The organism is Vibrio halioticoli NBRC 102217, assembly GCF_000496695.1.
Classification (GTDB): Bacteria; Pseudomonadota; Gammaproteobacteria; order Enterobacterales; family Vibrionaceae; genus Vibrio; species Vibrio halioticoli.
Map to the genome: position 1 here is coordinate 92,441 of NZ_BAUJ01000019.1, position 14,569 is coordinate 107,009.

Annotated in this window: 16 protein-coding genes; 13 read left to right on the top strand and 3 right to left on the bottom strand. The window is 43.5% G+C overall.

From position 1 onward, the window contains the following. Window positions 1-15: 15 nt before the first annotated feature. Window positions 16-138: a type II toxin-antitoxin system ParD family antitoxin gene (locus VHA01S_RS18345; protein ID WP_119006070.1), complete on the bottom strand. Its 123-nt coding sequence runs from the start codon at window positions 136-138 to the stop codon at window positions 16-18. Window positions 139-405: 267 nt separating this feature from the next. Between VHA01S_RS18345 and VHA01S_RS07575 the strand changes: the two genes are divergently transcribed. The 5 genes from VHA01S_RS07575 to modC are packed head-to-tail and all read left to right on the top strand — an operon-like array spanning window position 406 to window position 4,954. Continuing rightward, window positions 406-1,587 carry an amino acid aminotransferase gene (locus VHA01S_RS07575; protein WP_023403769.1) on the top strand — a complete coding sequence of 394 codons (1,182 nt, stop codon included), beginning with the start codon at window positions 406-408 and terminating at the stop codon, window positions 1,585-1,587. A gap of 54 nt (window positions 1,588-1,641) precedes the next feature. Further along, window positions 1,642-2,295 carry an ATP-dependent zinc protease family protein gene (locus tag VHA01S_RS07580; RefSeq protein WP_023403770.1) on the top strand — a complete coding sequence of 218 codons (654 nt, stop codon included), beginning with the start codon at window positions 1,642-1,644 and terminating at the stop codon, window positions 2,293-2,295. 47 nt (window positions 2,296-2,342) lie between these two features. Then, window positions 2,343-3,113: a molybdate ABC transporter substrate-binding protein gene (gene modA, locus VHA01S_RS07585; RefSeq protein WP_023403771.1), complete on the top strand. Its 771-nt coding sequence runs from the start codon at window positions 2,343-2,345 to the stop codon at window positions 3,111-3,113. A 57-nt stretch (window positions 3,114-3,170) separates the two neighbouring features. Continuing rightward, window positions 3,171-3,863: a molybdate ABC transporter permease subunit gene (gene modB, locus VHA01S_RS07590; protein WP_023403772.1), complete on the top strand. Its 693-nt coding sequence runs from the start codon at window positions 3,171-3,173 to the stop codon at window positions 3,861-3,863. Next, the gene (gene modC, locus VHA01S_RS07595) at window positions 3,860-4,954 is read left to right on the top strand and encodes a molybdenum ABC transporter ATP-binding protein ModC (RefSeq protein ID WP_023403773.1); all 1,095 of its coding nucleotides are present in this window, start codon (window positions 3,860-3,862) and stop codon (window positions 4,952-4,954) included. The genes modB and modC overlap by 4 nt, the downstream gene beginning before the upstream one ends. 97 nt (window positions 4,955-5,051) lie before the next feature. On the opposite strand, the gene VHA01S_RS07600 is transcribed toward modC, so the two are convergent. Next, window positions 5,052-5,486, bottom strand: a complete 435-nt coding sequence (locus tag VHA01S_RS07600) for a DUF3069 domain-containing protein (RefSeq protein WP_023403774.1) — start codon at window positions 5,484-5,486, stop codon at window positions 5,052-5,054. A gap of 314 nt (window positions 5,487-5,800) precedes the next feature. On the opposite strand from VHA01S_RS07600, the gene VHA01S_RS07605 reads away from it, so the two are divergent. The 8 genes from VHA01S_RS07605 (at window position 5,801) to VHA01S_RS18055 (ending at window position 13,845) form a co-directional block, all read left to right on the top strand. After that, window positions 5,801-6,784, top strand: coding sequence for a Solitary outer membrane autotransporter beta-barrel domain (locus tag VHA01S_RS07605; RefSeq protein WP_240432764.1), 984 nt, complete (start codon window positions 5,801-5,803; stop codon window positions 6,782-6,784). Window positions 6,785-7,020: 236 nt separating this feature from the next. Further along, window positions 7,021-7,302 carry an HlyU family transcriptional regulator gene (locus VHA01S_RS07610; protein ID WP_023403776.1) on the top strand — a complete coding sequence of 94 codons (282 nt, stop codon included), beginning with the start codon at window positions 7,021-7,023 and terminating at the stop codon, window positions 7,300-7,302. A 160-nt stretch (window positions 7,303-7,462) separates the two neighbouring features. Then, complete coding sequence (gene pntA / locus VHA01S_RS07615; RefSeq protein WP_023403777.1) at window positions 7,463-9,001, top strand: Re/Si-specific NAD(P)(+) transhydrogenase subunit alpha; 1,539 nt, start codon at window positions 7,463-7,465, stop codon at window positions 8,999-9,001. Window positions 9,002-9,011: 10 nt separating this feature from the next. After that, window positions 9,012-10,391, top strand: a complete 1,380-nt coding sequence (pntB, locus tag VHA01S_RS07620) for a Re/Si-specific NAD(P)(+) transhydrogenase subunit beta (protein ID WP_023403778.1) — start codon at window positions 9,012-9,014, stop codon at window positions 10,389-10,391. Between the two features lie 304 nt (window positions 10,392-10,695). Then, the gene (gene vxrA / locus VHA01S_RS07625; RefSeq protein WP_023403779.1) at window positions 10,696-12,150 is read left to right on the top strand and encodes a sensor histidine kinase VxrA; all 1,455 of its coding nucleotides are present in this window, start codon (window positions 10,696-10,698) and stop codon (window positions 12,148-12,150) included. After that, on the top strand, window positions 12,125-12,787 hold the full coding sequence (vxrB, locus tag VHA01S_RS07630) for a response regulator transcription factor VxrB (protein WP_023403780.1): 663 nt from the start codon (window positions 12,125-12,127) through the stop codon (window positions 12,785-12,787). Before vxrA ends, vxrB begins: the two co-directional genes overlap by 26 nt. Next, a complete protein-coding gene (locus VHA01S_RS07635) occupies window positions 12,787-13,668 on the top strand; it encodes a DUF2861 family protein (RefSeq protein WP_023403781.1) in 882 nt (293 codons plus the stop codon). The genes vxrB and VHA01S_RS07635 overlap by 1 nt, the downstream gene beginning before the upstream one ends. A gap of 21 nt (window positions 13,669-13,689) precedes the next feature. Further along, window positions 13,690-13,845: a YoaH family protein gene (locus VHA01S_RS18055; RefSeq protein WP_021713585.1), complete on the top strand. Its 156-nt coding sequence runs from the start codon at window positions 13,690-13,692 to the stop codon at window positions 13,843-13,845. 280 nt (window positions 13,846-14,125) lie between these two features. On the opposite strand, the gene VHA01S_RS18350 is transcribed toward VHA01S_RS18055, so the two are convergent. After that, window positions 14,126-14,266: a hypothetical protein gene (locus VHA01S_RS18350; protein ID WP_156916962.1), complete on the bottom strand. Its 141-nt coding sequence runs from the start codon at window positions 14,264-14,266 to the stop codon at window positions 14,126-14,128. Window positions 14,267-14,569 lie beyond the last annotated feature (303 nt).

The following is a 14,569-nucleotide window of genomic DNA, read 5'->3' on the forward strand; positions in this document are numbered from 1 at the left end:
ATCTTGCTCAAGTTCTTAAATTAAAGACTCGTAACTATAATTAGCGATTGCGCTTTGCTCGCCTTGTTCTAACTTGTTGCGCAAGGTATGAAGTTTGGCTTCTCGGTCTTCTAAAGTCGCATTTGTATTCTTAACCATGATTTCCTCTTCGAATTGATAGCAATATAGTGAATCAAGGAATAAAAATATAGCAAGGCAATGAAAGGGAGTAAATCAGCTGTCTTTCACTTTGTTTGTAAACAGACTCCAACAGCCCAAATGAGCCAAGCATCAACACTCTCCAATCACCTCAATCCCAATAAATTTCCCCAGCAAGCCAGTTTAACCCCGATTAACGGTTTCGATTTATCCGCGCAAATGATAACGTGACACTATCCAAATGAATTTCAAAGGGTTGTGACTTTCATGTTCTCCAACTTAACTGCACCTAAACAGGATCCTATCCTGTCTCTTTCTCAAGCTTACCGTTTAGACCAACGTGATAATAAAGTTGATCTTGGTATTGGCGTCTATAAAAACAGTGACGGTGTCACTCCGGTCATGCAATCGGTACTTACCGCGCAAGCGCGAGTGCTTGAACAGCAAACGACTAAGGCATACGTAGGTATGGCAGGGGACGAAGAGTTTAATGCTGCGGCATTAAGCCTTGTATTACCTGATGCTGCGGTGGCTTCTCGTGCTAGCTCAATTCAAACTCCGGGCGCAAGTGGCGGTCTACGCATGTTGGCTGAATTAATAGCCTTTAGTAACCCAGGTGCCACGGTTTGGCTGAGTAACCCAAGCTATGTAAACCATCAACCAGTGATGGAAGCGGCGGGTCTAAAAGTTAAGCATTATCGCTATTTTGATGTGGCGACTAAGCAAGTTGACACATCAGCACTGCTGGAAGACTTGGCAAAAGTAAAAGCAAAAGATGTGGTTCTTTTGCATGGCTGTTGTCATAACCCAACGGGCGCAGATTTAACGCCTGAGGCGTGGAAGAGCGTGACTGAATTAGCGCAAAGAAACGGCTTCTTGCCATTTATCGACATTGCTTATCAAGGCTTTGGTGATGGATTAGTGCAAGATGCGTTTGGCGTACAGCATATGGCGAGCAATTTACCTGAGCTACTTGTAACCAGTTCTTGTTCTAAAAACTTCGGTTTGTACCGAGAAAGAACCGGTAGTGCAATTATTGTGGCGGATCAAGCAACACATGCCACAAATGCGCGCGGCAAATTATTACAGATGGCCAGAACAACTTATACTATGCCTCCTGCTCATGGTGCGTCTATAGTTAAAACTGTGTTGTTAGACAATGAGTTAAAAGCGGCATGGCAACAAGAGCTAGAGCAAATGCGCCTACGCTTGGTCAACTTGCGCGCCAACTTGTGTTCAGAGCTTGTAGAGCGCACAGGTTCGCACGATTTTGACTTTATACAGCAGCACAAAGGCATGTTTAGCGTTTTAGGTTTCACGGCTTCGCAAATGGTTCGATTGCGTGAAGAATTTGGCGTGTATGGTGTTAATGATGGACGTATTAACATTGCCGGCTTAAGAGAAAAAGATTTAGCGTATGTCGCATCTTCAATTGCGGCGGTGCGTTAATGCGCGACTGAGCAACTAAAAATATAACAAACTAAAATTGTACAGGTGGATAGGATGAAACATTGGAAAATTTTAAGTATCGCATTAGCAGCAGGCTCTATGGCTGCATGTTCAACAACAGCGCCACCTGCTCAGGAAGAGCAACAAGAGGTGAAGTTTGAGCAGCCGGTTATGGAACAAGAGCCTGAAGAAGCGATTGAAGAAGTCGTAGAAAAAGAAGAACCCAAAGCTGAAATGGTAGAGAAGGAGGTAAAGCCTGCTCCTTTACCGACTAAAACAGCCGATGGTAAGTTGATTCTTGGTGAAAGAGAATGGATTTACTTTCCTGAATTTAAAGCGACCGTTAAGGCGCGCATAGATTCAGGTGCGACGACTTCTTCATTGTCTGCTGTCGAGATAAAACAGTTTGAACGTGACGGTGAGCAATGGGTTAAGTTTAAGCCGTCACACAATGGCAAAATAGGCAAAGAAATTAGCTTGCCTGTTGTTCGTTTTGCCAAAATAAAACAATCGAGCACCGAGGATACTGACAAACGTCCTGTGGTTGCTGTATGGATACAAATCTCAGATCTGAAAGAAAAAACAGAGTTTACTTTAGTGGATCGTTCTCATCTTGATTTCCCTGTATTACTTGGACGAAGTTTTGTTCGAGATGTTGCCATTGTCGATGTAAGTCGACGATATGTGCAGCCTAAAGCGAGCAAATAACTCATGATTCGGTGCCCTAAAATGGGCACCTTTACAATAAGCACATTATGTACCGTTTTCTCACTCTTCTGTTACTGACCCTTTCTTGCAATGCATTTGCCAACTCTTCGCAAACTGTTTATGTCTACGCTGCATCGTCTATGACGCAAGTGGTGCAAAATCTGGCGCAAATCGCCGCTAAGCACAATATCGAAGTAAAAGGTGTATTTGGCTCATCATCGTCATTGGCGAGACAAATTGCCAATGGCGCACCTGCGGATATTTTTATTTCGGCGAATACGCAGTGGATGAATTATCTAGAGCAGCAGCAAAATAAAGGCGTTCAACCTGCGCATGTGATTGCGGGGAACGAGCTGGTGGTGATCAGTGGTGATGATTTACCGCGTGTTCCGACACTTTCAGACAGTATGGTTTGGCAGGCGTTAATAGGAAACGGTAGGATAGCCATTGGCGAAACCAATACGGTGCCAGTGGGTATATACGCTAAACAAGCCTTAGTATCGCTTGGCGTGTGGTCGTCATTGTCGAAGAAGACCGCACCGATGAAAAATACTCGTGCGGTATTGGCAATGGTTGAGCGCAAGCAAGTGCCTGTTGGCATTGTGTATGCCACTGATGCCAAACAATCGAAGATGGTTAAGGTTCTGGCTCACATACCGGCGAAACATTACGCACCTATTCAATATCCGATGTTATTGCTGACAGACAAATCTAATGCCAATCAGGTGTATAAAATGATGCAAGCGAAGCCAATGCAAGATGTATTGGGTGAACTAGGCTTTAGTCCAGCACCAAAAATAGTGGCGGCGACTCACTAGTTATATGAAGCTCTACAACCGATAAGCACGTTACAAGTATTGAATTAGAGGACCCTCATGCTTACCGAGATCGAATCCATTGCTCTTATTCTTAGTTTGAAAGTGGCGCTTGTGGCCAGTATTTCGATCTTGCCTGTGGGTATAGCGTTAGCATGGTTATTAGCCAAGAAAGATTTTTATGGCAAAAGCCTACTTGATGGCCTGATACATTTGCCGCTAGTCTTGCCCCCAGTGGTCATCGGCTATGTATTGCTTATTGTGTTTGGTAAGCAAGGCGCAGTGGGCCAATGGTTAAATACCTATCTGGGTATCGATTTCTCATTTAGCTGGAAGGGTGCTGCCCTTGCCTCGGCGGTAGTCGCTCTGCCTCTCATGGTACGCTCGATACGGCTGAGCATTTTGTCGGTGGACAGCAAACTAGAACAGGCGGCTATGACGCTTGGCGCAAACCCTATCACTGTGTTTCGACGCATTACCTTACCCTTGATTATGCCAGGGGTAATATCGGGCTTGGTTTTGGCGTTTGCTCGCAGTCTTGGCGAGTTTGGCGCGACCATTACTTTTGTTTCAAATATCCCCGGTGAAACACAAACGATTCCTTTGGCGATGTTCAGCTTTTTGGAAACTCCCGGCGCAGAATTTCAAGCCATGCGCTTGTGCATCATAGCTATTATCATTGCCTTACTGTCGTTATTTTTTAGCGAATGGCTGTCGCGTCGCTCTCAACAAAAATTGGGGTTAATTAAATGACCTTACAATTCTCATTTACCCATCAATTTGATAGTCAACATTTTGATATCCAAGGTGAACTGCCAGCAAAGGGTGTCACTGCGGTGTTTGGGCGCTCAGGAAGCGGTAAATCAACCCTGCTGAATGTACTGTCAGGTTTATTAACGCCTCAATCAGGGCATGTAAAATTAAACCAGTTAACCATGCTAGATACACAACATAACACCCATATTCCGGTGTGGAAGCGTAAAGTGGCGGTGGTTTTCCAAGATGCACGTTTGTTTCCTCATCTTTCTATCAAAGACAATCTGTTATTTGGCGCGGCCAAGCATGGCGCTGATGTTCGCCTTGCGGAGCTCACGGCATTATTAGGGATTGATCATCTATTGCAAGCTAAGCCAAACACCTTAAGCGGCGGCGAAAAGCAACGCGTGGCGATAGCGCGCGCCTTGCTGAGCGATCCGCAATTATTGTTAATGGATGAGCCGCTTGCTAGTTTGGATATTCCGCGTAAAAGAGAGGTGATTCAATACCTTAATCAGCTTTCATCGAAGATAGAAATCCCCATTGTGTATGTGACGCATAGCCTAGAAGAGGTGATGCATTTAGCCGATCACTTGTTGGTGCTTGAGTCAGGCAAAGTGGTGGATTTTGGTAACGTCGAAACGGTATGGAATAGCGGCACTCTTGCCTTGTGGCAAGAAGGAGAAAGGCACAGCACTTTGCTTAACGCAAAGGTTGCTGAGCGCCACGAACGTTATGCAATGCGTAGAATGAAAGTGGCGGATCATAATTTATGGGTACCAGACCAAGGATTGGCCGATAAAGTGGGTCAGTGTATGCGTATTAGAATTAATGCGCAGGATGTGTCCGTGACGCTGTCACAAAATAGTGATAGCTCTATCCGAAATCGGATACCTGTGTCGATTGTGGATATCAGTGCTATTAACGCGCACTCAAATTTGATTACCTTGAAGTTAGATGATCAGTTACTACTGAAATCTACTCTAACTCAGTGGGCTACCGAAGAATTGAACTTAACCCTTGGGCTAAAAGTGTACGCACAAATCAAAGGGGTAAGCTTTACCCAGCAAAACTTGGCATCGTATTAAGCACTAAAGATTAGTTAGACGATTAATGAGTTAAGAAATGATTGAATGTGGCTAACAAGCCCTAGCAGCGTCAAACTCACTAGGGCTAAATAGATGTCTAATTTTTTAGAAATACGTTGTTAAAGTCACGCTTCAAGATAGGATCTCGACGCGCTTTTTTCATCTGTTTAACCATATCTTTAATGCAGTTAAATAGCACTTGATCGAGCAACTGCGCTTTATAGTTATTGGTCTCTTCTTCGGTCATGTTTTCCGGAATGTTCAGGGTAGGGAATTCTTCTAATAGCCCCACACCTGCAAAAGATTGGCTTACCGAAGTGAGCGCATGGAATTGTTCAAAGTTATCGACAACGTTTTGCGCACTGGCAGGAAGTTCATTCCACGCTTTACGCACTTCTTCTTCACCGGCCTCATGTATGGAAACAACCATTTGGAACATTTGCTCAGGCACTTCATCGAATTCGATAACCTGGCGTAATTCCGCTGAAACTTCACTTAGATCGATGGTTTGATCTTCAATTATTTCTGACATAAGTACATACCTAGTTGTAATGGTATTTTCATCGTAAAAAGTTACTGAGAAATGTCAAACTATTCGGCTCTATTGGGTGATGAATCTATAATAAATAAAGAGGCAGGAGATTTTGCTGGTGGAATTAGCGACATTTTGTGTAAAAAGAAACCTTATGCTGTCGTTTGGTATGCGCACTCTTTCATTTTCTAAGATCAAATATTAGTCAATTAGAATTTAAAACAACTTAAAACCTTAAAATAGTTAGTGAAAGCAAAGATTAAACTGGCTATTGTTTACTGCAATGGATTGTTATGCATTTTTACGGGGTAAGTTTGAATCGTTGTTTACTATGCCTGATGGCGCTGTTATTGACAGCGTCGGCACACGCAGATGAAGTATTACGTAAAATACTGGAGCAAAACTTTGCTACTGCGGTTCTGCTCAGTGATAGTGAAGCGATTTCATTTGGTTTTCAAGATTTCGACCCGAATAGTTTTCTAACAGACAATAACGATAATATTGGCAGTGAAGAATCACTAGAACTGCGTAAACAGATCACTATTTACACCATTCCTTATACTTTAGATCTACCCGCAGTGCCGTTGTCCGATGGCACTAGTATTACCCAAGATTTGACCTTTGTTGGCTCATATTTAGAAACCAAGCGTAATATCTCCTATGGTGATGATCCTCTAGAACCACAAGATACGAGCAAAGAACAAAATTATACGTTTGCCACCAAATATGGCGCAGGTTATGCCTTTACCGATCATTTAACCTTAAATACCGGTATTGGCACTAACTTAATGTACTACCGCAATGATTATACGTACCGAAATTCATTTAGTAGCTTCTTCCGAGAGCAGCTAGATGGACGGGCATTTAATACCGATGCGTGGGCATTTACCGTTAAACCGAATATCGAGCTGCATTACACTAAACCACAAGATTGGGGACATTGGGAAACGTTTACCGAACTGAAGTTCTTCTACGGCGTGGGCTGGGGTGAAGCAAACGAAGGGAATGTTGGGAACCCAGGTGGTTGGTATTGGATCAATGGTATTAAAGGCTTTTACGACATTGGTCATTTAGGTGGCTATGGCCAGACAGTCTTTACCAGTTTGCGTCGCATTGATGTGGGTGGTGATCTTGAAGATCCTATGGGCACAACCAATTATTACGAATGGAGTGCAGGCTGGGTAATGTCAGTGCCATTTTTAAAAGACTATATTGATAATATAGGTTTAGGGCTAAATATTAACTACGGAAGTAGCTTAAAAGGGGGCACCTTAGTCTTCCTTATTAACGAACATTAATACCCAGATTAATGTTTTAGAGCCGATTGTTAGCATGATAACGAGGCCACTGTTTGTGGCGTTTGTTCACTTCACTATTTTTTCATTTTGTGTTTCTCCTCTTAAATTTAACTGATCAAGATTTTTAATCGCATAAGCTTGTGATGCATAACGACAATTTCTACGAATAGTGCTCGCCTTTAAACTCCGTTTAACATAGATTTAGTAGCAGTAAATCTAAGAGTTTTGGAGAGTTTATGGGTTGGTTTAGTCGTCTTTTTGGTTCATCAGATACTCAAAAGCAAGAAATAGTCGAACCAGTAGAATATAAGACGTTTTTAATTTATGCAGAGCCAATTGCCGAAGGGGGTTTGTTTAGGATTGCGGGCCGCATTACTAGCGGCGAAGGTGATTCAGTAAAAACTCATCGCTTTATTCGTTCAGATGTTCTCGGTAGCAAAGCTGACGCAAATGAATTAATGATTAAGAAAGCCCAGATGTTTATCGATCAAATGGGTCAGTCAATCTTTGATAAATGATCACTCCATCTAGTCTGATCAGTGCCTTATAAGACAATGATGTGTTGTTTTATAGTAAACAATGATGATAACTTTTTGTGATTGCTTGGTAACGTTTCTGCCAAATGACAAGGCAGTCGAGCCAAGATTTTTTATTTTGTGCCAATAGTAGGGAATAGCTATGCAGATTGGTGTACCTAGAGAAAGTCTCGCGGGTGAAACACGAGTAGCCGCCACACCTAAAACGGTGGAGCAGCTTATAAAATTGGGATTTGAAGTCTCAATAGAAGAGGAAGCGGGCGCGTTAGCCAGTTTTGATAATCAAGCGTTTGCAGCGTCTGGGGCAACCATTGTTGACCACAGTACGGTATGGAATGCTGATCTGATTTTGAAGGTCAACGCACCATCAGATGAAGAGATTGAACTGTTAAAAGATGGAGCAAGCTTAGTCAGCTTCATTTGGCCAGCACAGAACCCAGAGTTGATGGAAAAGCTTTCCAGCAAAAACATTAATGTAATGGCGATGGATTCAGTGCCGCGTATCTCACGTGCGCAAGCACTAGATGCATTGAGTTCAATGGCAAATATCGCAGGCTACCGCGCTGTGGTAGAAGCGGCGCATGAGTTTGGTCGTTTCTTCACCGGGCAAATTACCGCTGCTGGTAAAGTGCCACCTGCCAAAGTTTTGGTTGCAGGCGCAGGTGTTGCCGGTCTTGCGGCGATTGGCGCTGCAGGCAGTCTTGGCGCAATCGTACGCTCGTTTGACGTTCGTCCTGAAGTAAAAGAACAAGTGGAATCAATGGGCGCAGAGTTCTTGGAAGTGGACTTCCAGGAAGATACCGGTGCCGGTGATGGTTACGCGAAAGAAATGTCAGATGAGTTCAACAAAAAAGCTGAAGAGCTGTATGCCGCTCAAGCGAAAGACGTTGATATCATAGTCACAACCGCACTTATTCCTGGTCGCCCTGCGCCTAAGCTTATCACCAAAGAAATGGTTGATAGCATGAAAGCGGGTAGCGTGATTGTCGATCTTGCCGCGGCAAACGGCGGTAACTGTGCTTACACAGAAGCCGATAAAGTGGTGACTACCGCCAATGGAGTAAAAGTCATTGGTTATACCGACATGGTAGGTCGCCTGCCAACTCAATCTTCACAGCTTTACGGCACCAACCTGGTTAATCTTCTAAAACTGCTTTGCAAAGAGAAAGACGGTACCATCAATATCGATTTTGAAGATGTTGTACTGCGTGGCGTCACCGTAGTTAAAGAAGGTGAAGTCACTTGGCCTGCGCCACCAATTCAAGTTTCAGCTCAGCCTCAAGCCGCTCCTAAAGCTGCGCCAGCTAAAGCGGAACCTAAAGTTGAAGAGCCTACGTCTCCTGTGAAAAAACTGATTGGACTGGCGGTAGGTGTTGGCGCATTTGCTTGGGTTGCATCTGTGGCTCCAGCGGCGTTTTTAGCGCACTTCACTGTATTTGTGTTGGCATGTATTGTCGGCTACTACGTCGTTTGGAACGTAACACACGCATTGCACACGCCACTTATGTCGGTAACGAATGCCATTTCAGGCATTATCATCGTCGGCGCATTGCTCCAAGTCGGGCAAGGGGATGGTGTTGTCACCTTCCTTGCATTTATCGCTGTATTAATTGCTAGTATCAATATCTTCGGTGGCTTTACGGTCACTAAGCGTATGCTAGAAATGTTCCGTAAAGACTAAGGAGTAACGAATGTCTGCAGGATTAGTTCAAGCCGCATATATTATTGCTGCTGTCTTTTTTATCATGAGTCTGGCGGGCCTTTCTAAACAGGAAAGTGCACGTGCAGGTAATTACTATGGTATTGCAGGTATGGCGATTGCCTTACTTGCGACTATCTTTGGTCCACACTCTAGTGGCATCGCATGGATTCTGTTAGCCATGGTGATCGGTGGTGGTATTGGTATTCACTTTGCTCGAAAAGTGGAAATGACCGAAATGCCAGAATTGGTGGCAATCCTACACAGTTTTGTGGGTATGGCTGCAGTGTTAGTGGGTTACAACAGCCTTATTGACGCGCCAATTTTAACCACTCACGCTGAGCATATGATTCACCTTGTTGAAGTGTATATCGGCGTATTCATTGGTGCAGTGACCTTTACCGGTTCCATCGTCGCCTTTGGTAAATTGCGCGGCGTAATTTCGTCATCACCTTTAAACCTACCGCATAAGCACAAGCTCAACTTGGCAGCCATTGTTGTCTCAGCATTGCTAATGAAATGGTACTTAGGTAGCGACGGCGGCTTATTGCCACTGTTCTTGATGACGCTAATTGCGTTTGCTTTTGGCTATCACTTGGTGGCGTCAATTGGCGGCGCCGATATGCCAGTAGTGGTTTCTATGTTGAACTCATACTCTGGTTGGGCCGCCGCAGCAGCAGGTTTCATGCTTGCTAACGATCTATTGATTGTAACGGGTGCATTGGTGGGTTCTTCGGGCGCCATTCTGTCCTACATCATGTGTAAGGCAATGAACCGCTCATTTATCAGTGTCATCGCAGGTGGCTTTGGTCAAGAAGTTGCAGTCTCTACAGGTGATGAAGAGCAGGGCGAGCACAGAGAGTCCAGCGCTGAAGAAGTGGCAGAAATGCTGAAAAACTCGAAGTCAGTAATCATCACTCCGGGATACGGCATGGCCGTAGCTCAAGCGCAATACCCAGTGCACGAAATCACTGAAAAGCTTCGCGCGCAAGGCATTGACGTTCGCTTTGGTATTCACCCAGTAGCGGGTCGTCTACCAGGACACATGAATGTACTGCTTGCTGAAGCAAAAGTGCCGTACGATATCGTTTTAGAAATGGACGAAATCAACGACGACTTCCCTGAAACGGATACTGTGCTTGTTATCGGCGCTAACGACACCGTAAACCCTGCCGCACTTGACGATCCAACAAGCCCAATTGCAGGCATGCCTGTACTTGAAGTATGGAACGCGCAAAACGTGGTGGTGTTCAAACGTTCAATGAACACAGGTTACGCGGGCGTACAAAACCCATTGTTCTTTAAAGAGAATTCTTCGATGCTGTTTGGCGATGCGAAAGAGTCGTGCATGAAGATTATTGAGCATCTTTAATGGGCTAAATGAGAAAACATAAGCCGAGATTCGCGTTTATCGCTGTGTATTAAAGCTGAGTTTGCTAAAAATCCGATAAACTTTGTTTATCGGATTTTTTATTGCTTATTTAATTTCTAATTCAATTGATTACCTAAATAACTGATCAATCAACCATATCATCTATGTATGGAAAGCATTTTGTAAAAGACTGTTCAATTTTTGTATAGTTAAGGCACAGATCTGTCATTTCGTTGTCAATATTGGCGTTGGATTTGGAACGCATGACGGTTTGGGAGTATAGTGACACAATTCCAGTTAAAACATGTTGTACTCTTTGAGAACTTTACTTCTATTCATCAGCTTACTGCTAGTAAGCCCTGTATTAATGGCGAAAACACTGCCCCAAAGATTAGATGCTTTGGTGGGTTTGTTCGTCTTTAAAGATGCTAAAGATGTGTACGATATGCAGGTCATCCAAGCGGATTTTCCTACCGCTTTAATTGACCCAAATTCTATGTTGCCGCAAACCAGCAAGTATCCGTTAAAGGATATTCAATTGCTGTATCGTTTGGAGCAAAACTGCAAAGGAAAGCTGCCTCTTAGCCCGGCAGTTACCGAGCCATTGGTGTTTACGCGAGCCATGTGTCGCGGTACCAAACTGCCATTAAAATGGTTTGCTCGTTCAAACCCCATTCATCCAGGGGGCGGTACGTATGCTGCTCGCTATGTAAAAGCACATCCAGAGCTCGCTAAAGAGCTTGAGCCTTACATGCACATCAGTGAGCGAAAATTGGCTGAGCCAGGCACTTTGCTTGGTCGCTTGCAAGTGATGCACAGTGATGGCATTGCCTCGTTATTATCGGGCGCGCCTATGTTCTTACAAGACAAAGAATTTTGGCTTCGTAAGGGCGATAGTTACTTTGTGTTTGATATTAAAGCGCTAGAGCAAAATGCGACCCAAGCCGAGCTGAGTTTTATGCCCATTTCTCAAGTGAGCGAATGTTTCTTCGAACGAGGTAATATTTGTTGGAAGCAACACGATAATAGCCACCTTATCAAGAACTTAGTCTATGTATTAGTGTTCTTGAACGTCACCCTGATTGTCGGTTGGTCTATTTATCGTTGGAACAGCAAGCGCGAAGAAATGCGCAGTCGCATGTTAATATTACAGATCTTAACTCATGAGTTACGCACGCCGATTGCCAGTTTATCTATGACGGTTGAAGGCTTTCGTCGTGAATTTGAACGCTTACCGGAATCGGTATATGACGAGTTTAGGCGTTTGTGTGAAGACTCACGAAGGTTACGTCAGTTAGCTGAGGCGAGTAAAGATTATCTGCAGTCGGATAATCAAGCACTAGCAACTGAGCATCTGCCGTCGATGCAAGAATGGCTCGAATATAAAGTAGAAAATTATCCCGGTGACGTTGAGCTGAAACTGGACAAAGACATTGAAGTGCAAATCAATATTTATTGGCTAGGTACGTGTATCGATAACTTGGTCAACAACGCTATTAAGTACGGTGTAGGTAAAGTAAAACTTTACGTACATAGAAGTGATAATACGCTCACTATTGAGGTTCAAGACCAAGGTCAACTCAGCGCTAAAGATTGGAAGCAAGTACGCAAACCTTTCGTTAGCGAAGCTGGCTTAGGCTTAGGCTTGACCATTGTTGAATCTATGGTGGGCAGAATGGGGGGCAAGATGAAACTTATCGGCCCACCGACAAAATTTGTGATGGAGATCCCTTGTGGAACAGACACTACTACTCGTTGAAGATGATAAAAACTTGGCCGATGGCCTGCTAGTGAGCTTAGAACAAGCTGGCTACACCTGTCTGCATTCTGAAACTATTGCTGCGACGACTGAGTTATGGTCAAAAGCAGATTTGGTTATTTTAGACAGACAATTACCCGATGGTGATTCGATTTCACACCTTGCGGAGTGGAAAGCAATCAAACCAGTGCCGGTTATTTTATTAACGGCGCTCGTGACCGTAAAAGATAAAGTATCTGGCCTTGATGCTGGTGCAAACGATTATCTGACCAAACCATTTGCAGAAGCTGAGCTATTTGCTCGTATTCGCGCAAACTTACGCGTGGTTGATGGTGAGTCACAATTTGATGATTCAAAAGTAACCACAGACAGCTTAGTGATTGATAAAGCAACGCGTGAAGTGTATTACCACGATGAAAGTATTTCACTAACTCGTACCGAGTTTGATTTGCTTATGTTCCTAGCTAGCAATCTTGGTCGTGTATTCACTCGTGACGAATTGTTGGATCACGTATGGGGTTATAACCATTTCCCAACAACGCGTACGGTTGATACTCACGTACTGCAACTGCGTCAAAAACTGCCGGGTATCGATATCGAAACCTTACGTGGCGTTGGTTACAAGATGAAAAGCTAATGAAGCGATTGTTAGCGACGTTATTATTATTACCGCTTGCCACGCCAGTAACGGCGAATGCCCAGTGGTTTGAAGAAAATAATATCGTTACGCAAATGCATCAAAAACTGTTAGAAGATGATCTCAATGGAATGTTTGAGCTCATGGTACAAGTGTGGCAACAGGAGTCTACCGATAGCCTAGCGTCGCACTTGGATTCATTGCTAAAACAAGCCACGGAAAAAGACTGTGGTAAAAGCTTAATCGCTGAGGGCTTCCCAAGTTGGATTGACTCAATCACTATCGAGAAAGTGTCACTGCAACGACCTGGTCGATTGTCGAACAAACTGGCTTTGAATATTTTGACTGATAAACCATTGGTTTCGGTCAAACTGATCGCATGGCCAGATTCGAGCATCTCGAATAACGTTATCGATCAACGCAGCTACCAAGAAACCACCGACGATAACCGTACCTTGCAACATACCGAAGCAACGTACAGTTTAAATAAGCCATTAAAATCAGGTTTGTACCAGCTTGTTTTAGAAGATAATGCGCAACAACTTTGGACGCATTGGTTAATTATGAGCGATGCTGACCCTGTGCACGTGGTGCGTTGGGATTCTCAAGACAGTTGGACGGTCGATAAAAAGCGATTGCTGAATCGTTACTGTCCATTGCCTGTGCAAAAAGTTACGGTCTATGACTATAAGGATGGCAAGTACAATACGGTTTGGAATAAGTCGTATGAATCTACCTATCCTGTTAGACTACCTGCCAACGCAGTACCGCCAAATCGTTATGTTGTAAGCGTCTCGATGACACAATCACAATGGCAAGGCCCAATCCTGTTTCAGGACAAGCGTATAATCAGTAAGACTGTCGACTTCGCAGACGAGTAGGGCAGAACCAAAGGAAACACTATGTTTGATGATTTACCTCCGCTGACTCACGAAGAGCAGCAGAAAGCGGTTGAACGCATTCAAGAACTAATGGCTAATGGCATGAGTACCGCCCAAGCGATTAAGCAAGTAGCCGAAGATATTCGTAAAGAGTTCAAAAAAGACCAAGAGCAGTAATGCTCTTGTTTTTTAGGTTCCTGACGCACTATAACTAAATATATTTAAAGGTGTAAATTGGCTTAATCTATGAAAAAGGCATAGAATCTGCATGAAAAGAGTTGAGCCAAAATAATGAGTTATATCTTATTTATGTTGTTTATCAATGGCTTATTGTATTTAGTGAACATGCGGTTTCGTTCGAGGCTTTTCAATGACTATGTCGTCAGTATTTTATGCTGTATGAGGTTTGTTGTTCGAAATGACGATAAGAACGAGCGTAATAAAGACACAAAACACGCTATTTGACATGAAATAAAACAGCCGGATAGATAAAGGGAGTTGGGTTATTCACCTGATTTAGGTCATTGGCAACACCTAGTAAAAGAACTGCTTGTGTGACATTGTCACTAACAATGTATCGAATCCATGTGTAAGCCATGTATGTAAATTCCTTTGTTATGTGTGGAAAGCAAGAGCAACCTTAAACCATGCTTGAGATACGGCTACGGTAGTTATTTCATTGCTCTCAAGAGTGTGTTGTGCGAAGGCATTTGATTAGTTTTCGAAGAGATGAACTTTAGAATGATTGGAAAGCGACATGCAGGTTTCAGATCTATGTTTATGAGATATTGGAACGGACGTAATCGAGTTTTTGTTATATGTTGGCTTTAGTCATAAAATCCGACGGTACTGGTTATATATACAGTTAAATTATAGTGGAAGTACTAAATTAACATTTGCA